General features: G+C 67.4%; 14 protein-coding genes and 3 rRNA genes. 13 read left to right on the top strand and 4 right to left on the bottom strand.

Annotated features, from left to right (window positions below):
- The first annotated feature begins 73 nt into the window (after positions 1-73).
- The 5 genes from MUN78_RS00085 to rrf all read left to right on the top strand — a co-directional run bounded on the left by MUN78_RS00085 (position 74) and on the right by rrf (position 7,875).
- Positions 74-643, top strand: a complete 570-nt coding sequence (locus tag MUN78_RS00085; protein WP_244727974.1) for a nucleoside deaminase — start codon at positions 74-76, stop codon at positions 641-643.
- Entirely contained in the window at positions 640-1,953 is a 1,314-nt protein-coding gene (gene codB / locus MUN78_RS00090; RefSeq protein WP_244692324.1) for a cytosine permease, read from the top strand. The genes MUN78_RS00085 and codB overlap by 4 nt, the downstream gene beginning before the upstream one ends.
- A 554-nt stretch (positions 1,954-2,507) precedes the next feature.
- Positions 2,508-4,036, top strand: a 16S ribosomal RNA gene (locus MUN78_RS00095).
- A 474-nt stretch (positions 4,037-4,510) separates the two neighbouring features.
- Positions 4,511-7,619: ribosomal RNA gene (locus tag MUN78_RS00100) — 23S ribosomal RNA — on the top strand.
- A 139-nt stretch (positions 7,620-7,758) separates the two neighbouring features.
- Positions 7,759-7,875: ribosomal RNA gene (gene rrf / locus MUN78_RS00105) — 5S ribosomal RNA — on the top strand.
- Together the 16S, 23S and 5S rRNA genes form the textbook arrangement of a ribosomal RNA operon.
- A 141-nt stretch (positions 7,876-8,016) precedes the next feature.
- On the opposite strand, the gene MUN78_RS00110 is transcribed toward rrf, so the two are convergent.
- Complete coding sequence (locus MUN78_RS00110; RefSeq protein ID WP_244727975.1) at positions 8,017-9,066, bottom strand: threonine aldolase family protein; 1,050 nt, start codon at positions 9,064-9,066, stop codon at positions 8,017-8,019.
- Positions 9,067-9,075: 9 nt separating this feature from the next.
- On the bottom strand, positions 9,076-10,050 hold the full coding sequence (locus MUN78_RS00115; protein ID WP_244727977.1) for a CPBP family intramembrane glutamic endopeptidase: 975 nt from the start codon (positions 10,048-10,050) through the stop codon (positions 9,076-9,078).
- A 157-nt stretch (positions 10,051-10,207) separates the two neighbouring features.
- Between MUN78_RS00115 and MUN78_RS00120 the strand changes: the two genes are divergently transcribed.
- From MUN78_RS00120 to MUN78_RS00135, 4 genes are read left to right on the top strand one after another with little or no spacing between them, the layout of a single operon-like run.
- Positions 10,208-11,191, top strand: a complete 984-nt coding sequence (locus MUN78_RS00120; protein WP_244727978.1) for an ABC transporter ATP-binding protein — start codon at positions 10,208-10,210, stop codon at positions 11,189-11,191.
- A complete protein-coding gene (locus MUN78_RS00125; RefSeq protein ID WP_244727980.1) occupies positions 11,188-12,063 on the top strand; it encodes an ABC transporter permease in 876 nt (291 codons plus the stop codon). Before MUN78_RS00120 ends, MUN78_RS00125 begins: the two co-directional genes overlap by 4 nt.
- 44 nt (positions 12,064-12,107) lie before the next feature.
- Positions 12,108-13,445, top strand: coding sequence for a sensor histidine kinase (locus MUN78_RS00130; RefSeq protein ID WP_244727982.1), 1,338 nt, complete (start codon positions 12,108-12,110; stop codon positions 13,443-13,445).
- Positions 13,442-14,083 carry a response regulator gene (locus tag MUN78_RS00135; RefSeq protein ID WP_244727984.1) on the top strand — a complete coding sequence of 214 codons (642 nt, stop codon included), beginning with the start codon at positions 13,442-13,444 and terminating at the stop codon, positions 14,081-14,083. The genes MUN78_RS00130 and MUN78_RS00135 overlap by 4 nt, the downstream gene beginning before the upstream one ends.
- 231 nt (positions 14,084-14,314) lie before the next feature.
- Here the strand turns inward: MUN78_RS00135 and MUN78_RS00140 are convergent, their stop codons facing one another.
- Complete coding sequence (locus tag MUN78_RS00140) at positions 14,315-15,205, bottom strand: siderophore-interacting protein (RefSeq protein WP_244727986.1); 891 nt, start codon at positions 15,203-15,205, stop codon at positions 14,315-14,317.
- A gap of 170 nt (positions 15,206-15,375) precedes the next feature.
- A complete protein-coding gene (gene gad / locus MUN78_RS00145; RefSeq protein WP_244727987.1) occupies positions 15,376-16,752 on the bottom strand; it encodes a glutamate decarboxylase in 1,377 nt (458 codons plus the stop codon).
- A 239-nt stretch (positions 16,753-16,991) separates the two neighbouring features.
- Between gad and MUN78_RS00150 the strand changes: the two genes are divergently transcribed.
- From MUN78_RS00150 to MUN78_RS00165, 4 genes are all read left to right on the top strand, one after another.
- A complete protein-coding gene (locus tag MUN78_RS00150; RefSeq protein ID WP_244692333.1) occupies positions 16,992-17,414 on the top strand; it encodes a GntR family transcriptional regulator in 423 nt (140 codons plus the stop codon).
- Positions 17,411-18,364 carry an ABC transporter ATP-binding protein gene (locus MUN78_RS00155; protein WP_244692334.1) on the top strand — a complete coding sequence of 318 codons (954 nt, stop codon included), beginning with the start codon at positions 17,411-17,413 and terminating at the stop codon, positions 18,362-18,364. The genes MUN78_RS00150 and MUN78_RS00155 overlap by 4 nt, the downstream gene beginning before the upstream one ends.
- Positions 18,361-19,074 carry a hypothetical protein gene (locus MUN78_RS00160; RefSeq protein WP_244692335.1) on the top strand — a complete coding sequence of 238 codons (714 nt, stop codon included), beginning with the start codon at positions 18,361-18,363 and terminating at the stop codon, positions 19,072-19,074. The genes MUN78_RS00155 and MUN78_RS00160 overlap by 4 nt, the downstream gene beginning before the upstream one ends.
- 501 nt (positions 19,075-19,575) lie before the next feature.
- Positions 19,576-20,064: a YajQ family cyclic di-GMP-binding protein gene (locus MUN78_RS00165; protein ID WP_244692336.1), complete on the top strand. Its 489-nt coding sequence runs from the start codon at positions 19,576-19,578 to the stop codon at positions 20,062-20,064.
- The last annotated feature ends 1 nt before the right edge of the window (position 20,065 follow it).

A 20,065-nucleotide genomic window follows, 5' to 3' on the forward strand; every position in this document is an offset into this window, starting at 1 on the left:
CCGCGGAAGCGCGCAAGCGAGCGATCCGCGCTCCGCGCGGAGGGGCGCGCCCGCCGGGGTTACCATTTTTCTCATGCCTTTGAACGACGAAGACCGCAGATTCCTCGACCTCGCCATCGACCAGGCGCGGATCGGCTGGGAGGAGGGCGGCGTGCCCATCGGGGCCGCGCTCGTGCACCACGGCGCCGACGGGCCCGAGGTGCTCGCGGTCGGCCGCAACCGCCGGGTGCAGATGGGCAGCGTGATCCGCCATGGCGAGACCGACTGCCTCGAGAACGCCGGTCGCCTGCCGGCGAGCGTCTACCGCGAGTGCACGCTCTACACGACGCTCTCGCCCTGCACCATGTGCGCCGGGACCGCGATCCTGTACGAGATCCCCCGCATCGTGATCGGCGAGAACCGCAGCTTCGAGGCCTCGGAGGACTGGCTGCGCAGCCGCGGCGCCGAGCTCGTGCACGCCGACGACGCCGCGTGCCGGGAACTCATGGACCGCATGATGCGCGAGCGGCCCGAGATCTGGGCCGAGGACATCGGCGTGGACGCGAGCGAGCTCGCCGCCGAGCCGGCCGCAGCCGCACCAGCCGGCGCCGAACGCGCCGGATCCGCGCCGACGGGGGCCGATCCCGCCGGAGCCGGCGCGTGAGCGCCGCGTCGCCCGCGCGCGACGCCGATCCCGCAGCCGGGTCCCCCGTGCCGGGGGAGGTCATCGATCCCGACTACCCGGTGACGCCCGTCCCGACGCACGCGCGCAAGGGGTTCTTCTCCCTCATGGTCGTGCTGCTCGGCTTCACGGTCTTCACGCCGACCATGCTCGCGGGCGCGTCGCTGGGCAAGGCCTTCGGGCTGCGCGACCTGCTCGTGGTCATCGCGCTCGGCTCCCTCGTGCTCGGCGCCTACGTCGCCGTGCTCGGGTGGATCGGCGCGCGCACCGGGCTGACCACGGTGGTGATGGCCCGCTACACCCTCGGCACCCGCGGGTCGAAGCTCGCGTCGATCCTTCTCGGCGGCACCCAGATCGGGTGGTACGGTGTGGTCATCGGAACGATCGGCGACCTCACCGCGCAGGCGTTCGGCTGGGAGGGCTTCGCCGCGCGCGCCGGGGTGATGGTCGTCGTGAGCGCGCTGATGTGCGCGACCGCCGTGTACGGCTATCGCGGCATGTACTGGGTGTCGCTGATCTCGACGCCGCTGATCCTCATCCTCGCGTTCTGGGTGATGTTCCGCTCGCTCGAGGAGGTCGGCGGCTGGGCGGGCCTCGCCGCGGTGCATCCCGACGCGACCATGACGACGGCCGTCGCCGTGACCGCGGTCGTCGGCACCTTCGTGTCCGCGGGAACGCAGGCGCCCAACTGGACCCGCTTCGGCCGCACGGGCCGCCAGGCCGTGCTCGCCTGCGTCGTCGGATTCCTCATCGGCAACGGCCTCATGATCTTCTTCGGCGCCATCGGCGCGATCACCTTCGGCGAGGGCGACTTCGTGCTGGTGCTCTTCCAGCTCGGACTGGTCGGCTGGGGGCTCTTCCTGCTCTTCGGCAATCTCTGGAAATCGAACGCCGATGCGGCGTACTCGTTCGGCGTCGCGGGCGCCGAGCTGTTCGAGCGGCCCAGCAAGACCCGCTTCGTGATCATCGGCTCCGTCATCGGCACGGCCCTCGCGCTGCTCGGCGTCAACGAGCACCTGCCCCAGTACCTGGGCCTGCTCGGCACCTTCATCCCGCCGCTCGGCGGCATCATCATCGGCGACTACCTGGCCCGCTGGCGGCGCACTCAGATGCCGGAGGGCGAGGCGCTCCCGAAGGTGAACTGGGTGCTGCTCGGCGTCTACGCGGGATCATGCGCGCTGGCATGGCTGGCCGGCGAGTTCGGGATCGGCATCCCGCCGGTGATCGGGATCGTCGCGGCCCTCGTGCTCTCCGTCGCCTGCGCAAGGCTGTCGCCCCGACGCGGAGCGTGATCGCGGCCCGCGATCCGGGCGAACACGCCCGAGATCGCGGGCCGAATTGCCGGGGCGGGCGAACTCCCGTAATGTAATCCCTTGTCAGCGCGACGGAGCGGGACGCGAAAGCGGCCCGGATCAGAAGCGCATCGGATCTCACGCAGATCACCCGGTCGGGACTTGAAGAGTCCTGCCCGAGTGACTAAGATAGTGTTTCCGATCTCACCACCAGGTGCTCGTCTCTCGCAGAGACGGGAATGACTCGCGCTCTGCGGCAAGATCTTCGGACTTGCGGTGAGCGGGGAGTGGTGGTAAGTTGGACAGGTTGCTGTTCGGAGCCTCCTTGGTTGGGGGTGACGGGTGGTGTCTGGTCTTTGAGAACTCAATAGTGTGCACTTGAAATTGGTGTATGCCAATATGTTTTATCCCCGTCACCCGGACCCTTTTGGGGTGTGGGTGTGGGTGATTCCTTTTTTGGATAACGAGACTGTCAGTTTGATGGTTTCTGTTGCCAGTTCGAACTCGTGACCCGTGTGGGTGGCTTATTCCGCTGCCCGGGGTTGCACTGTTTTTTTACGGAGAGTTTGATCCTGGCTCAGGACGAACGCTGGCGGCGTGCTTAACACATGCAAGTCGAACGCTGAAGCCCGAGCTTGCTCGGGTGGATGAGTGGCGAACGGGTGAGTAACACGTGAGTAACCTGCCCATGTCTCTGGGATAAGCGCTGGAAACGGCGTCTAATACTGGATATGTCCCATCACCGCATGGTGTGTGGGTGGAAAGATTTATCGGACATGGATGGGCTCGCGGCCTATCAGCTTGATGGTGGGGTAACGGCTCACCATGGCGACGACGGGTAGCCGGCCTGAGAGGGTGACCGGCCACACTGGGACTGAGACACGGCCCAGACTCCTACGGGAGGCAGCAGTGGGGAATATTGCACAATGGGCGCAAGCCTGATGCAGCAACGCCGCGTGAGGGATGACGGCCTTCGGGTTGTAAACCTCTTTTGTCAGGGAAGAAGCCGTGAGGTGACGGTACCTGGAGAAAAAGCACCGGCTAACTACGTGCCAGCAGCCGCGGTAATACGTAGGGTGCAAGCGTTGTCCGGAATTATTGGGCGTAAAGAGCTCGTAGGCGGCTTGTCGCGTCTGCTGTGAAATCCCGGGGCTCAACCCCGGGCCTGCAGTGGGTACGGGCAGGCTAGAGTGCGGTAGGGGAGATTGGAATTCCTGGTGTAGCGGTGGAATGCGCAGATATCAGGAGGAACACCGATGGCGAAGGCAGATCTCTGGGCCGTAACTGACGCTGAGGAGCGAAAGCATGGGGAGCGAACAGGATTAGATACCCTGGTAGTCCATGCCGTAAACGTTGGGAACTAGATGTAGGGCCTGTTCCACGGGTTCTGTGTCGTAGCTAACGCATTAAGTTCCCCGCCTGGGGAGTACGGCCGCAAGGCTAAAACTCAAAGGAATTGACGGGGGCCCGCACAAGCGGCGGAGCATGCGGATTAATTCGATGCAACGCGAAGAACCTTACCAAGGCTTGACATGTAGAAGAACGGGCGAGAGATCGTCAACTCTTTGGACACTTCTATACAGGTGGTGCATGGTTGTCGTCAGCTCGTGTCGTGAGATGTTCGGTTAAGTCCGGCAACGAGCGCAACCCTCGTCCTATGTTGCCAGCACGTGATGGTGGGAACTCATGGGATACTGCCGTGGTCAACACGGAGGAAGGTGGGGATGACGTCAAATCATCATGCCCCTTATGTCTTGGGCTTCACGCATGCTACAATGGCCGGTACAAAGGGCTGCGATACCGTAAGGTGGAGCGAATCCCAAAAAGCCGGTCTCAGTTCGGATTGGGGTCTGCAACTCGACCCCATGAAGTCGGAGTCGCTAGTAATCGCAGATCAGCAACGCTGCGGTGAATACGTTCCCGGGCCTTGTACACACCGCCCGTCAAGTCATGAAAGTCGGTAACACCCGAAGCCGGTGGCCTAACCCCTTGTGGGAGGGAGCTGTCGAAGGTGGGACTGGTGATTAGGACTAAGTCGTAACAAGGTAGCCGTACCGGAAGGTGCGGCTGGATCACCTCCTTTCTAAGGAGCACTCGTGACCCTGTTGGGGGTTGCGCAGAATGTCCCGGTTGTCGCCGTTCGTGTGACACGGAGACGCTCATGGGTGGAACATACATCAACGAGCGAGCTTGGTTTCTCGCCTGTGCTAGTACTCTTCTCGTCTTCGGGCGGGGGGATGGAACGTGTGGGTGTGTGACGGGGTTTGTTTTTTCGGGTGCGCATTATTGGGTCCTGGAAGCCCAGCCGGCTTGTGCCTCCTTGTGGGGGTGTGGGTGGACTTGGTTTTCTGGCCCGGGCTGTTCGGACGTGTTGCCGGGCGGGTCGGGACTGACCGTACGTTGAGAACTACACAGTGGACGCGAGCATCTCAACATCATCCTGTTTTGCGGGGTGGTGTTGAATACTTAGATTTATTTCATTGGTCGTGCCCGCATTGATGGTCGCCTGTTTGGGTGGGTGTTGGTGTGTGGTGCGTGTTTCTGAATACTTATGTGATTTCAAGTTTCTAAGAGCAAACGGTGGATGCCTTGGCATCTGGAGCCGAAGAAGGACGTAGTAATCTGCGATAAGCCTCGGGGAGCCGATAAACGGGCTGTGATTCGAGGATTTCCGAATGGGGAAACCCCGCCAGGGCGCGTGCGTACCTGGTGACTCCCGCCTGAATATATAGGGCGGGTAGAGGGAACGTGGGGAAGTGAAACATCTCAGTACCCACAGGAAGAGAAAACAACATGTGATTCCGGGAGTAGTGGCGAGCGAAACCGGATGAGGCTAAACCGGTGGTGTGTGATACCTGGCAGGGGTTGCATCATCGGGGTTGTGGGACGTGCCGTGGAGAGCTGCTGATCTCCGAGCGTGAGCGTCAAGGTATAGCGGAACATCTTGGAAGGGATGGCCGGAGTGGGTGAGAGTCCCGTACGCGAAATGCCTTGGCCGCGTGGTGTGTATCCCAAGTAGCACGGGGCCCGAGAAATCCCGTGTGAATCTGTCAGGACCACCTGATAAGCCTAAATACTCCCAGATGACCGATAGCGGACTAGTACCGTGAGGGAAAGGTGAAAAGTACCCCGGGAGGGGAGTGAAAGAGTACCTGAAACCGTTTGCTTACAATCCGTCGGAGCACCCTTGTTGGTGTGACGGCGTGCCTTTTGAAGAATGAGCCTGCGAGTTAGCGATATGTGGCGAGGTTAACCCGTGTGGGGTAGCCGTAGCGAAAGCGAGTCTGAATAGGGCGATTCAGTCGCATGTCCTAGACCCGAAGCGAAGTGATCTATCCATGGCCAGGCTGAAGCGACGGTAAGACGTCGTGGAGGGCCGAACCCACTTAGGTTGAAAACTGAGGGGATGAGCTGTGGATAGGGGTGAAAGGCCAATCAAACTTCGTGATAGCTGGTTCTCTCCGAAATGCATTTAGGTGCAGCGTTGCGTGTTTCTTGCCGGAGGTAGAGCTACTGGATGGCCGATGGGCCCTACAAGGTTACTGACGTCAGCTAAACTCCGAATGCCGGTAAGTGAGAGCGCAGCAGTGAGACTGTGGGGGATAAGCTTCATAGTCGAGAGGGAAACAACCCAGATCGCCAACTAAGGTCCCTAAGCGTGTGCTAAGTGGAAAAGGATGTGGAGTTGCTGTGACAACCAGGAGGTTGGCTTAGAAGCAGCCACCCTTGAAAGAGTGCGTAATAGCTCACTGGTCAAGTGATTCCGCGCCGACAATGTAACGGGGCTCAAGCACACCACCGAAGTTGCGGCATTCAGCGTATAGACAAGCCTTCGTGGTTCAGTTCGTTGGATGGGTAGGAGAGCGTCGTGTGGCGAGTGAAGCGGCGGAGTGATCCAGTCGTGGATGCCACACGAGTGAGAATGCAGGCATGAGTAGCGAAAGACGGGTGAGAAACCCGTCCTCCGGAAGACCAAGGGTTCCAGGGTCAAGCTAATCTGCCCTGGGTAAGTCGGGACCTAAGGCGAGGCCGACAGGCGTAGTCGATGGACAACGGGTTGATATTCCCGTACCGGCGGTGGACCGTCAAAGACCTAACCAGTAGTGCTAAACAAACCAATGCTTGGGTGGATCCTTCGGGTGATGCCTGGGTGGCGGCTGTGAACCCGATGCTGGGGTGGTGAGCGTGAGGTGTGACGCAGGAAGGTAGCCTGTGCCGGGCGATGGTTGTCCCGGTGTAAGCATGTAGCCCGGAGCGGATGAACAGTTCGTTCTGTGTGGGTGAGATGTGATGCGGACCCGTATGGGGAAGCAGGTGATCCTATGCTGCCAAGAAAAGCATCGACGTGAGGTTCATTGTTGCCCGTACCCCAAACCGACTCAGGTGGTCAGGTAGAGAATACTCAGGAGATCGAGAGAATCATGGTGAAGGAACTCGGCAAAATGCCCCCGTAACTTCGGGAGAAGGGGGCCACCCGCTTATACCGCCGTGCGCGGGAAAGGGTGTGGTGGCCGCAGAGACCAGTGGGAAGCGACTGTTTACTAAAAACACAGGTCCGTGCCAACACGCAAGTGGATGTATACGGACTGACGCCTGCCCGGTGCTGGAAGGTTAAGAGGAGAGGTTAGGGCTTTGGTCCGAAGCTTTGAATTTAAGCCCCAGTAAACGGCGGTGGTAACTATAACCATCCTAAGGTAGCGAAATTCCTTGTCGGGTAAGTTCCGACCTGCACGAATGGCGTAACGACTTCCCAGCTGTCTCCACCGTGAACTCGGCGAAATTGCACTACGAGTAAAGATGCTCGTTACGCGCAGAAGGACGGAAAGACCCCGTGACCTTTACTACAGCTTGGTATTGGTGTTCGGTGTGGCTTGTGTAGGATAGGTGGGAGACTGTGAAGCTGGCACGCTAGTGTTGGTGGAGTCGTTGTTGAAATACCACTCTGGTCATATTGGATATCTAACTACGGACCCTGATCGGGTTCTGGGACAGTGCCTGGTGGGTAGTTTAACTGGGGCGGTTGCCTCCCAAAAAGTAACGGAGGCGCCCAAAGGTTCCCTCAACCTGGTTGGCAATCAGGTGGCGAGTGTAAGTGCACAAGGGAGCTTGACTGTGAGACTGACAGGTCGAGCAGGGACGAAAGTCGGGACTAGTGATCCGGCAGTGGCTTGTGGAAGCGCTGTCGCTCAACGGATAAAAGGTACCTCGGGGATAACAGGCTGATCTTGCCCAAGAGTCCATATCGACGGCATGGTTTGGCACCTCGATGTCGGCTCGTCGCATCCTGGGGCTGGAGTTGGTCCCAAGGGTTGGGCTGTTCGCCCATTAAAGCGGTACGCGAGCTGGGTTTAGAACGTCGTGAGACAGTTCGGTCCCTATCCTCTGCGCGCGTTGGAGATTTGAGAGGATCTGACCCTAGTACGAGAGGACCGGGTTGGACGGACCTCTGGTGTGCCAGTTGTTCTGCCAAGGGCATGGCTGGTTGGCTACGTTCGGGATGGATAACCGCTGAAAGCATCTAAGCGGGAAGCCGGCCTCGAGATGAGATCTCCGTACACCCTTTGGGTGTGTGAGGCTCCCAGGAGATGACTGGGTTGATAGGCCAGATGTGGAAGCATGGTGACGTGTGGAGCTGACTGGTACTAATAAGCCGATGACTTGATTTCTTCACCCCCCTATTGTTGGGTGGGTGCATGAGTTTTTTCTAACGATGATGTTCGCGTTCACTTTGTGGTTCCCAACGGACGGCCACACCAACCCCTCATGCTCGTGTGTGGGGGTGGGTGGTTGATATGTTGATAGCGTTACGGTGGTTATAGCGTCAGGGAAACGCCCGGTCACATTCCGAACCCGGAAGCTAAGGCTGACAGCGCCGATGGTACTGCGAGGGGGACCTCGTGGGAGAGTAGGACACCGCCGGACACCCTTTGTGGGGGGTGTCGTGTTCTGGTCCGACAAGAGTGTCGGGTCGGGGACACGACACCCCCCTTTTTTTGTGTGTGCCCACCACCGCACACACCCGAACGGCCGGGCGCGGGGGCGGCAACGGCCCCCCTGCGCCCCTCAGAGCACCGCGAGCAGGGCGTCCACGTCCTCGGGGGTCGTGTCGAAAGCGCACATGAGCCGGAAGAGGCCCGGCTCGGTCGGCCAGCCGCCGAAGGCGAAGGCCCGGCGCGCGCGTTCGGCCGAGGCCTCGGGGAACCGCGCGAAGACCGCGTTCGACTCGACCGCGTGGGCGATCCCGAACCCGTCCTCCGGCCGCGCCTGTGCGAGTGCGGAAATCCCCGAGGCGAGTCGAGCGGCCATCGCATTCGCGTGAATCGCCGAGCGCCGCCACAGTTCCCCCGAGTAGAGCGCGAGCAGCTGCGCCGAGGCGAAGCGCATCTTGGACCCGAGCTGCAGGTTCATCTTCCGGAGATACGGCAGCCCGGGAGCCGCGTCGGGGCGGAGCACGACGACGGCCTCCGCGCCGATGAGCCCGTTCTTCGTGCCGCCGAGGCTCAGCAGATCGACGCCGAGCTCGCTCGTGAGCCCGCCGAGCGTCACGCCGAGATGCGCGGCCGCGTTGCCGAGCCGGGAGCCGTCGACGTGCAGGAGCATGTCGGCGGCGTGCGTCGCGTCGGCGAGCGCGCGGATCTCCTCGAGCCGGTAGCAGGTGCCGAGCTCCGTGCTCTGCGAGATGGAGACGACCAGCGGCTCCGCGCGATGCTCGTTGCCCCACCCCCAGGCCTCGCGCGCGACCAGCTCCGGTGTCAGCTTGCCGTCGGGGCTCGCGACGGGCAGCAGCTTCAGGCCGCCCACCTTCTCCGGCGCACCGGTCTCGTCGGTGTTGATGTGGGCGGTCTGCGCGCAGATCACCGCACCCCAGCGCGGCAGCGCGGCCTGGAGCGCGAGCACATTGGCGCCGGTCCCGTTGAAGACGGGGAAGACCTCGGCCCCTGCGCCGAAGAGCCCGCGCACGAGCTCGCCGAGCTCCGCCGTCCACGCGTCCCCGCCGTACGCGGGGGCGTGCCCGACATTCGCGGCGGCGATGGCGGAGAGGACTTCAGGATGCGCACCGGCCCAATTGTCGGAGGCGAAGGATCGGTGCGCGGGAGGGGCTGAAGCGGTCACCTCCCCAGACTACGCCGGGAGCGGAAGCGGGAGCGCGCCGCGCCGCGAGCGCCGCAGGCGTGCGAGGACCAGTCCGATGCCGGCGAGGTAGACGAGCGTCGTCACGATACTGCCCTCGATCCCGAAAGTACCGCCCGTGAGCAGCGCGGCGGAGCCGTCAGCGGGGATGAAACCGAAGACGGAGTCGCCCGCGGCATTGCCGGAGACGGCGACGCCGAACAGGTTTCCCTGGGCCCAGTTCCAGACGCCGTGGAAGGCGCAGATGCCCCACAGCGCGCCGTCCGAGAACGCCACACCGAAGGCGAAGAGGGCGAACAGCAGCAGATTCACGAACGGCAGCACGCCCATGCCGGTGTTCGCCCCGTGCAGTGCGGCGAACACGACGGTCTGCACCGCGGCCGCCGCGATGAGCCCCCAGCGCCGCGCGACGGCCTGGGAGAGGAAGCCTCGCGTGACGAGCTCCTCGGTCGACCCCTGCAGCAGGAAGCCGAGGAGCATCAGCAGCACGAAGCCGATGCCCGCGATCCCGAGCCGCGGCGCGGTCCAGGTGAGTGCGGCATCGCCGCTCACGACGGGGACGATGACGCAGACGAGCATCATCGCCAGCGCCAGGGCCGCCCCGCGCAGCGCCTGGCCGGTCGCGCGCCGGGCACCGCCCGCGAAGCCGAGGCTCGAGATGGGGCGCCGCTCCTTCACCCGCACCCACAGCAGGATGAGCAGCGCGGCGAGGGCGAACGAGAAGAGGCCGAGGAGCGTGCCGCCGGGCCCCCCGAACGCGGCGACGAGCGCGGCCCGATCCGGCCGCACCCCCGTGGCGATGGCGTCCGCAGCGAACGCGATCGCCTGCGCGATGGCGGGCAGCGAGAGCACGATGCCCGAGAGGACGACGACGACGAGCGCCATGACGATCCCCGTCGGACGCCGCGCGCGCAGCATGCCGTCGAACGGGGCCGGCAGCGAGCGGGGCGGAAGCTCATCGGTCATGGTGCACTCCATCCAAAGTTGAGATATGTCCGAATATACCGCAGGGCGGCCCCGCCGTGCCCGGCGGCGCGACGCCCGGCCATCCACCGATCGGTGGACCCCGGAATCACTCGACCGACCGCTGCCGGCCGGCGGATCCGCCCGGCACACTGGAGGCATGACACTTCCCGGACACGCCTCAGAACCCGTCCCCGCGGTGCGCACGCGGGGATTGCGCAAGCGCTACGGCGATCGCGAGATCCTCCGGGGCGTCGACCTCGAGATCGCCGCCGGCGAGACCTACGCCCTGCTCGGCCCCAACGGCGCGGGCAAGAGCACCGCGATCGAGATCCTCGAGGGCGTGCGGCGGCCGAGCGGCGGCGAGGTCGCCGTGCTCGGCGCCGATCCGCTCACCGCGCCGCGGGGCTGGAAGTCGCGGATCGGCATCGTCGCGCAGAGCACCGGGGATCTCGGCCCCTACACACCGCGCGAGCTCATCGCCCATTTCGGGGCGTTGTACCCCGAGCCGCTGGGCGTCGACGAGGTGCTCGCGCTCGTGGGGCTCGAGGACCGCGCCGGCGTCCGCGCCGCGAAGCTCTCGGGCGGTCAGCAGCGCCGTCTCGACGTCGCGCTCGGGATCGTGGGGCGTCCGAGGCTCCTGTTCCTCGACGAGCCGACCACCGGCTTCGATCCCGAGGCCAGGAGGATGTTCTGGGAGATGCTCTCGGGGCTCAGCGGAACCGGCACCGCGATCCTGCTCACGACCCACTACCTCGACGAGGCCGCCCATCTCGCCGACCGCGTGGGCGTGCTCAGCGGCGGGCGCATCGTCGCCGAGGCGCCCCCGGCCGAACTCGGCGGGGCCGAGGCCCGCACGCCGCTCGTCCGTTGGCGGGACGCGCACGGCGTGCGGCACGAGGAGCGGAGCGAGACCCCCGGTGCGCTCGTCGGCCGGCTCTGCGCGGAAGCCGCGGCCGGAGGCCTCGCCGAACCGGCCGAACTGGAGGTGCGGCGGCCGAGCCTCGAGGAGATCTACCTCGGCATGCTCGCGGACGGCGGAGAGGACTCCGGCGCCGCGCGCGACGGGGTCGGCCCGGCCGGACTGCAGACGGGGAGCGCCGCAGAGACGCGCACGCAGACGATGACGGGAGCGGAACGATGAGCACGACGACGCAGCGCACGACGGCGGCGAGCCCGGGCGGCGGGCGCTCGGGCGCCGCGGCGCCCCCGATCCTGAAATCCGGGCTGTCGGCGGTGCGGCTCGAGCTCCGCGGCTACTTCCGCACCCCCGACACCGTGTTCTTCACCTTCCTGTTCCCCATCCTCATGCTCGGGATCTTCGGCGTCGCCTTCCAATCGATGGGCGACATCGGCGCGCGCGAGGACGGCAGCGGCGGCATCTCCATGGCCGCCTACTACCTGCCGGGGCTCGCCGCGGCAGGCCTGCTGCTCGGCGGCGTGCAGAACCTCGCGGTCGACATCGCCCGGGAGAAGAGCGAGGGATGGCTGCGCCGACTCGGCGGCACGCCGCTCTCGCCCGTCGGCTACTTCCTCGGCAAGGCCGGGCTCGTCGCGATCACCTCGCTCGCGCAGCTGGCGCTGCTGCTGCTCTTCGCGCGCTTCGCGCTCGGTGTGGAGCTGCCCGGGGAGCCCGAGGCGTGGCTGCGTCTCGGCTGGCTCTTCCTGCTCGGGATCGCGACCATGACGGCGCTCGGGATCGCGCTGTCGGCGGTGCCCCGATCCTCGCGGAGCGCCACGGCGGTCGTGCTGCCGATCGTATTGCTGCTGCAGTTCGTCTCCGGCGTCTACCTGCAGTTCACGATGCTCCCGGACTGGCTGCAGAACATCGCGGGGATCTTCCCGCTGAAGTGGCTGGCCCAGGGCATGCGGAGCGTCTTCCTCCCGGAGCAGTTCGCCGCCGTCGAGCAGTCCGGGGCCTGGGACCTCGGCCTCGTCGCGCTCAATCTCGCCGTGTGGCTGGTGGTCGGCGTCGTCGTCAGCCTGCTCACCTTCCGCTGGCAGCGGCGGTCGTGACCCGGTCGGGCGCCGGCGTCGCCGGTTCGTGAGAGGCTGAGTGCATGGACGGGACCGTCGACGCCAGACGGCGTCCCCTGCTCGGCTGGGACGTCGGCTTCGCCGCGACCGTCGCGGCCATGGCGGCGATCGGCCTGTACACCTCGCTCGGCGAGGATCCGGCAGGACTCGCCTTCGGAGCACTGCTCCGCATCCTCTGGCCGCTGCTCGTGCTCGCGGCCTGGTATGCCGCACTCGGCCGCGCCGCGATCCTGCGCGGGATCCGCGAGGAGCGCATGCACCGGCGCGACCTGGTGTTCCTCTGCGGGCTCGTGGTGCTCGTCGGCCTCGCGACGGCGGTCGCCACGAGCTATGCGACCCTGCAGGCGATCGCCTACCCCATCGTGTGGACGATCGTGGCGCGGTACCGGGACGCCGTCCTGTGGAGCGCTGCGCTCGCACTCGCGGTCGGGGCCGGACTTCTCACGACCTTCGTGCGGGCGGACGCCCCGGACGGCTACGTCGCGGTCGCGGCGATCGTGCTGCTCTCCTTCGTCTTCGCGGTGGTCATGGGGACCTGGATCACCCGGGTCTTCGCGCAGGGCGAGCGGTACCGGTACCTCCTCGAGGAGCTGCGGGCGTCGCAGGGCGAGGTCGCCGCGCTCTCGCAGGCGGCGGGGGCCTCCGCCGAGCGCGAGCGGATGTCGCGGGATCTGCACGACACCCTCACGCAGACGCTCACGGGTCTCGTCATGCTCAGCGAGCAGGCCGGGCGGGCGCTCGACGCGGGCGACGACGCGCGGGCGCGGGACCGGATCGGCCGGACCTGCGAGGCCGCGCGGGAGGCCGTGAGCGAGGCCCGCGCGCTCGTCGCCACGACGCAGCCGCTGGGCGACGGCGGGCTCGAGGCCGCCGTCGCGCGCATCGCCGCGCGCCTCCGCGCGGACGCCGGGCTCGAGGTGAGCTGCGCGCTGGCGCCGCTCGAGCTCGACCGGGAGCGACAGGTGGTGCTGCTGCGCGCCGTGCAGGAGGGGCTCGCCAATGCGCGCCGGCACGCCCGTGCCGCGCGCGTGCGCGTCGAGCTGCGCGCGGCGGCGGCGGGCGGTACGCTGCTGCGGATCGACGACGACGGGGTGGGGCCGGGAGCCGCGGAGTCGGGCGGCTTCGGGCTCAGCGGGCTCGGCGACCGGGTGCGGGCGGTCGGCGGATCGGTCGTCTTCGGGCCGGGACCCGAGCGCGGATCCCGGCTCGAGGTGCGGCTCGAGGCGGCGCCCGGAGCGCCGGCCGGAGAGCCAGCGGTGCGCCGGTCGGCAGCCGGGACCCGTGGCGTCGCCGTCGGCGGCGCGCCGCGCGCCGCCTCGGACGGTCTCCCGCCGGCGGGCGATGCTGAGGCCACCGCATGATCCGCGTCCTGGTCGTCGACGATCACCCGATCGTGCGCGCCGGCATCGTCGGACTGCTCGACACCGAGCCCGACTTCGCGATCGTGGCCGAGGCGGCGTCGGGGGAGGAGGCGCTCGAGCTGAGCGGGCGCGAGCGGCCGGACGTCGTGCTCATGGATCTCCGGATGCCCGGCATCGGCGGCGTCGAGGCCACCCGGCGGCTCGTGCGCACGGAGACGGGCCCTGCGCCGCGGGTGCTCGTCTTCACGACCTATGAGGCGGACGACCAGATCCTCGCCGCGATCGAGGCGGGCGCGAGCGGCTACCTCGTGAAGGCGGCGCCGGCCGAAGAGCTCGCCGCCGGGATCCGGGCGGTCGCCGCCGGTCAGACCGTGCTGGCCCCCTCGATCGCGGCGGCGCTCGTGGCGCGCGCCGCCGGCGGCGCCGCGACGGCCGCGGATCCCGTGCCCGTGCTCACGCCGCGCGAGCGCGAGATCCTCCGGCTCGTCGCCGAAGGCTGCAGCAACCCGGGGATCGCGGGTCGCCTCAGCATCGGGGAGTCGACCGTGAAGACCCATCTGCTGCATGTCTTCGAGAAGCTCGAGGTCTCCGATCGCACGCGTGCCGTGACGCGCGCCATGGAGCTGGGCCTCCTCTGACGCATCGCGTGCGGAACGAGCTTCTCCACAGGCCTCACCGGGGGCGAGCCCTCGCCTGTGGATAAATTACACCGGTGTCATTCGTGACGCTCGACGGTGACGAAGCCCGTGATTCCGCGCCTCCGAGCGGAGGCTCGCGGCCGCTTCCGCGCCATATTCTCGGGGTTCCCCACAGGCGCCGTGCGCCTGTGGATAAGAATTACACCGGTGTAGTTCGCGCGGTCCCCCGGGTCAGGCCGCGCGCTTGCCCTGCCGCCAGTAGCCGCAGAAGTCCACCGCGGACTTCGGCACGCCGCGCTCCCCGACGAGATGGCGTCGACCGCCCGCGGCGAGCTGCTGCTCGCCGGCGACGAAGGCCGAGACCGGCTCGGACCACTGCGGGAGCGCGGTGAGCGCGTCGAGCGCCGCGGCGCCGGGCCGCGCGCCGGGCGATCGGGCCACCCACTGCAGCCGCACTCCCTCCGGGGCGTCGTCGGGCTGGCGATCGGCGTCGTCGGGCACCTCGATGATCGCGTCGCCGACGGCGTCGCGCGGAAGGTCGCGCAGGATCCCGAGCACCGCGGGGAGCGCGCTCTCATCGCCGGCGAGGACGACCCGCGTCGCGTCTGCGACGGGGCGGTAGCCGCAGCCCTGATCGATGAGCGCGACGTGCGCGCCGACGGGGAGCGAGGCGGCCCAGGGGCCGGCCACTCCGCCATCCGCGCCTCCCGCCGCGTCCGCGTCGCGCGCCGCGCCGGCGTCTCCGGCGGCTGCGACGCCGTCGGTCGACTCGCCGTGCACCACGAAATCGATGTCGAGCTCGGGGCCCGCGGCGCCGTCCGGGCGGAAGCGGCGCACCGTGTAGTTGCGGATCTCGGGGCGGCTCGCCTTCGGCAGCGTCAGATAGCGCAGGTAGCCGCGCATGTCGAAGCGATCCGAGAGCCGGTCGAAGCGGGTGCGGTCGCCGGCGACGGGGATCGCGAGCCGGAACCACTGGTCGAAGCCGAGATGCCTCCAGCGCTCGAGCTCCGGCCCGGCGAGCGTGAGGCGGGCCATGTGCGGGGTGATGCGTTCCGCGCGCGCGACCCGAGCGGTGACGAGACCGCTCGCGGCGTGGCTGACGGCGATGTTGCTGGAGGGCATGCGGATTCCTTCGGGCTGCGGGCGTCGCGGTGCCGGCGCGCCGCGGTCCGGAGGTCGTCGCGCGGGGCCGACCATCCTCACGCTACTTCATCAGATGAACTCCCGCAATGGAACCCGCAACGGATCCCGCGATGGATCTCCGAACGGATCCGGTCGCGGATCCGGCCGCGTCAGTGGGCGAACGCCTGGCCGGAGGTCGGCCGCGGGAGCGGGCTCTCCAGCGCGTCGAGGTAGGCGACCTCCTCGCGCACCACGTCGAGCAGCGACTCCGCGAGATCCATCGTGAGGCCGTTGCGCACCACGATCCGCTGCACCGTCGTCTCCTCGAGATCCGCGGGCATCGGGTAGGCCGGCACGAGCCAGCCGCGCATCCGCAGCCGATCGGAGAGGTCGTAGAGGGTCCAGTTCTCGGAGTGCCCCTCGCGCAGCCGCCAGGCGAAGACGGGGATCGTCGATCCGTCGCTCACGAGCTCGAATGCGGCCATGGCCCCGATCGCCGAGGAGAGGTGCATGGCGACGCGCTGCGATTCGCCCTGCACCTCCGTGTAGCCCGCGCGACCCAGCCGCAGGAAGAGGTAGAACTGCAGCAGCACCTGCGCGCCCGGGCGCGAGAAGTTCAGCGCGAGGGTCGGGGTGTCCCCGCCGAGGTAGCTGACGCGGAAGACCATCGACTCCGGCAGCGCGTCGGCGTCCCGCCACACCACCCAGCCGAGGCCGGGGTAGACGAGGCCGTACTTGTGACCGGAGGTGTTGATCGAGGCGACGCGAGGCAGGCGGAAGTCCCATGCGAGCTCCGGTTGCAGGAACGGGGCGATCATCCCGCCCGATGCGGCGTCGACGTGGATGGGGATGTCGAGTCCGCGATCCCGCTCGATCGCGTCGAGCGCGCGCTGCAGCTCGGCGATCGGCTCGTAGGCCCCGGTGTACGTGACTCCGAGGATGCCGACGACGCCGATGGTCCGCTCGTCCACGGCATCGGCGAGGCCGGGGCCGTCGAGTACCGGGTGCTCGGCGCTCACGGGCACGAAGCGCGCCTCCACCTCGAAGTAGTTGCAGAACTTCTCCCAGCACACCTGCACCGCGCTCGACATGACGAGGTTCGGTCGCGCCGTGTCAGCGCCGGCGGCCTCGCGGCGGTGCTGCCAGCGGCGCTTGAGCGCGATGCCGGCGAGCATGCACGCCTCGCTCGATCCGACGGTCGAGGTGGCCGGGGCGGCGTCCGGATCGGGGGCGTGCCAGAGGTCGGCGATGATGCGCTGGCAGTACTGCTCGATGGCGGCCGTCTGCGGGTACTCGTCCTTGTCGATCATGTTCTTGTCGAAGGCGCCGCGGTAGAGCTCGTCGGCCTCGTCGTCCATCCAGGTGGTGACGAAGGTTGCAAGGTTGAGCCGGGCGTTACCGTCGAGCATCGTCTCGTCTCGCACGGCGTGGAACGCGGTGAGCGGCTCCATGCCCGTCTCGGCGAGACGGTGCTTGGAGATGCTGTCGGGATCGCCGCTGCGGCGATGGAGCGGGTTGACGGTGAGGCGGTCGGGCGAAGCGGGCATGTCGCGGATACTCCTTCGGATCGCGCCGCCGCGGCATCCGGCGGCCTGCTGCTCACCATACCCGGGGGCGGGCCCGTGCGGGAGCGCCGCGGGGCCGCCCGACCTCGTCGCGTCCCGTGCTGTCGCCTGACCGCGTCCCGCCGCATCGCCGTGTCGTCGCGACATCGACGCTTGACATTCCCCGCTCCGGTGTCTAGGTTCATTAGTGAAGTAATGAACCAGGCAACGAGGAGGCGCGCATGCTGGACGAATCGCGGCCGATCTTCCTGCAGATCGCCGACCGCATCGCGGACGACGTGCTGCGGGGGGTGTACGCCGAGGGCGACCAGGTGCCGTCGACGAACGAGTTCGCGGCGTTCCATCGCATCAACCCCGCGACGGCAGGCAAGGGCGTCAACCTGCTCGTCGACCGCGGCGTCCTCTTCAAGAAGCGCGGCATCGGCATGTTCGTCGCCGACGGCGCGCGGGCCCGCATCGCCGAGGAGCGCCGGCGCGAGTTCGCCGAGCGCTATCTCGAACCGCTCCTCGCCGAGGCCCAGGCGCTCGGCCTCACCACGCGGGACGTCGTCAGGCTCGTCGAGGAGACGGATCCGGCGCACGACCCGTCGGGATCCCCACGCACCGCACACACCGATCGGGAAGATCAGGAGGCAACATCATGACCGCAGCAGCCATCGAGGTCCGAGGGCTCACCCGGCGCTATCGCGGCGCCGCCGCCCTCGACGATGTCACGCTCGACATCCGGGAGAACGCGATCACCGGCCTCCTGGGGCGCAACGGCGCGGGGAAGACCACGCTCATGTCGCTCATCACGGCGCAGGATCGGCCGAGTTCGGGCTCGATCTCCGTCGGCGGACGCGAGCCCTTCGAGCACGCCGACGTCCTCGCGCGGATGTGCTTCGTGCGCGACAACCAGCGCTACCCGGACGACTACAAGCTGCGCCACGTGATCCGCGCGGCCTCGTTCAGCTATCCCGGATGGTCCCAGGCGACCGCGGATCGGCTCATCGCGCAGTTCCGCCTGCCGACGAAGCCGATCGTGAAGAAGTTCTCCCGGGGCCAGCTCTCGGCCCTCGGCATCGTGCTCGGGCTCGCCTCCCGCGCCCCCGTGACCTTCTTCGACGAGCCCTACCTCGGCCTCGACGCGACGGCGCGGCACGTCTTCTACGACGAGCTGCTGCGCGACTACGCCGAGCATCCGCGCACCATCATCCTCTCGACGCACCTCATCGACGAGATGGATCGGCTCCTCGAGCGCGTGGTCGTGCTCGACCGGGGACGCGTCATCCGCGACGCCGACGTCGACGAGCTGCGCGGCAGCGCCGCGCAGCTCGCGGGTCGCGCGGCGGACATCGAGGCCTTCGCCCGCGGGCGGCGGATCCTCTCCCACCGCGCGCTCGGCGGCCTCGCCACCGTGATCGTGGAAGGCCGCCTCGACGCCGAGGAGCGCGCCGAGGCCGCGCGCCTCGGGCTCGAGCTCAGCCCGGTCTCCCTGCAGGAGCTGGTCGCCGCCTACGGGCTCGCGGATGGCGACGCCGCCGCGCTCGGCGGATCCGGAACGGAGGGCGGCGCCGAGACGATCGACGCGCGCCAGGAAAGGAGCCTCTCATGAACCGCTCGCTCACCGTGGCACGGCTGCACCTCAACAAGTGGAACACCGTGGTGCTCACCCCGCTCGGCATCCTCGGGATCGTCATGGTGGTGACGATCATCATCCAGATCGCGATCCTCCGCGCCACGGGCATGGACGCGAACTCGCCGGAGTACGTCGAGGGCGCTCGCTGGAATCAGGCGATCCTCTGGTCGCTTCCCGGTTTCCTCGTCTACTACGGGGTGCAGGCCGTCTCGACGACCTACCCCTTCGGGCTCGCGCTCGGCTTCACCCGTCGCGACTACATCGCGGGCACCATGATCGCCAACATGCTGCACGCGGTATACATCACCGTGCTGCTGCTCGCGCTGCTCGGTCTCGAGTTTGCCACCAACCACTGGTTCGTGGGGGCGTATGTGCTCGATGTGAACGTCGTCGGCGCCGGGGATCCGCTGGTGCTCGGCGTGACCGCCTTCCTCGGCGTGCTCTTCTGCCTCACGGTCGGCGGCGTGTTCGCGGCGGTGTGGGTGCGCTTCGGCCCCAAGGGGCCGACGATCCTCGGCCTCGGCCTCGGCCTGGTGCTCGCCCTGTCGCTGCTGGCGCTCGCACCGCAGCTCGGGGAGATCTTCGGGGCCATCACCCGCGGGGGCCTGGCACTCGCCGCCGTCGCGATCATCCTGGTCTCCCTCGTAGGCACATGGTTCGCGATGCGCCGCGCATCCGTCCGCTGACCCGGGGCCCGGGGGCTGGACCCCGGGCCCTGGAGCCCAGTGCCCCTTTCGGCCTCGGGCCCCGGGCCTTCGGCCCCTGGGCCCGAGGCTTCGACCCCCGAACGATCCGGGTCGCTCCGGCAGGGTCCGCACCCCGCGCACCCTGCCTGAGCGACCCGGATCGCGGGTGCGGAAGCGACCCGGATCGCGGTGCGGAAGCGACCCGGATCGCGGTGCGGAAGCGACCTGGATCCGCTGGTGCGTGCGGAAGTGACCCGGATCCGCTGGTGCGTGCGGGAGTGACCCGGATCGTGGGGCGCGGGAGAACGGGCCGGGGTTGCGGCGACGGGGTTGGATCGGAGCGAACGGGCGAGGATCGAACGGGCGAGGATCGAACGGGCGAGGATCGAACGGGCGCGGATCGAACGGGCGCGGATCGAGCGATCGATCGGGCGAGCGATCGAGCGATCGGGCGGGCGGATCGGACGGCCGCGCTCGGCGGGGCTCCGCTAGGCTGGAGCCATGGCTGATTCTTCGTTTGACGTGGTGAGCAAGATCGATTCCATGGAGGTCGAGAACGCGGTGAACCAGGCCCGCAAGGAGGTCGAGCAGCGCTACGACTTCAAGGGCGTCGGCGCGGACGTGACGCTCTCGGGTGAGAGCATTCAGATCAAGGCGAACACCGAGGAGCGCGCGAACGCCGTCCTCGATGTGCTCCAGTCGAAGTTCATCAAGCGCGGCCTGTCGCTCAAGGCGCTCGACACCGGCGAGCCCTACGCGAGCGGCAAGGAGTACCGGATCGATGCGAAGCTCAAGGAGGGCATCGATCAGGCGACCGCGAAGAAGCTGAACAAGCTCATCCGCGACGAGGCGCCCAAGTCGGTGAAATCGCAGATCCAGGGCGACGAGCTCCGCGTCTCGTCGAAGAGCCGCGACGAGCTGCAGCAGACGATCGCGCTGCTCAAGGAGGCCGACGTCGACGTGGCCCTCCAGTTCGTCAACTTCCGCTGAG

This window comes from Leucobacter allii (assembly GCF_022919155.1).
Classification (GTDB): Bacteria; Actinomycetota; Actinomycetes; order Actinomycetales; family Microbacteriaceae; genus Leucobacter; species Leucobacter allii.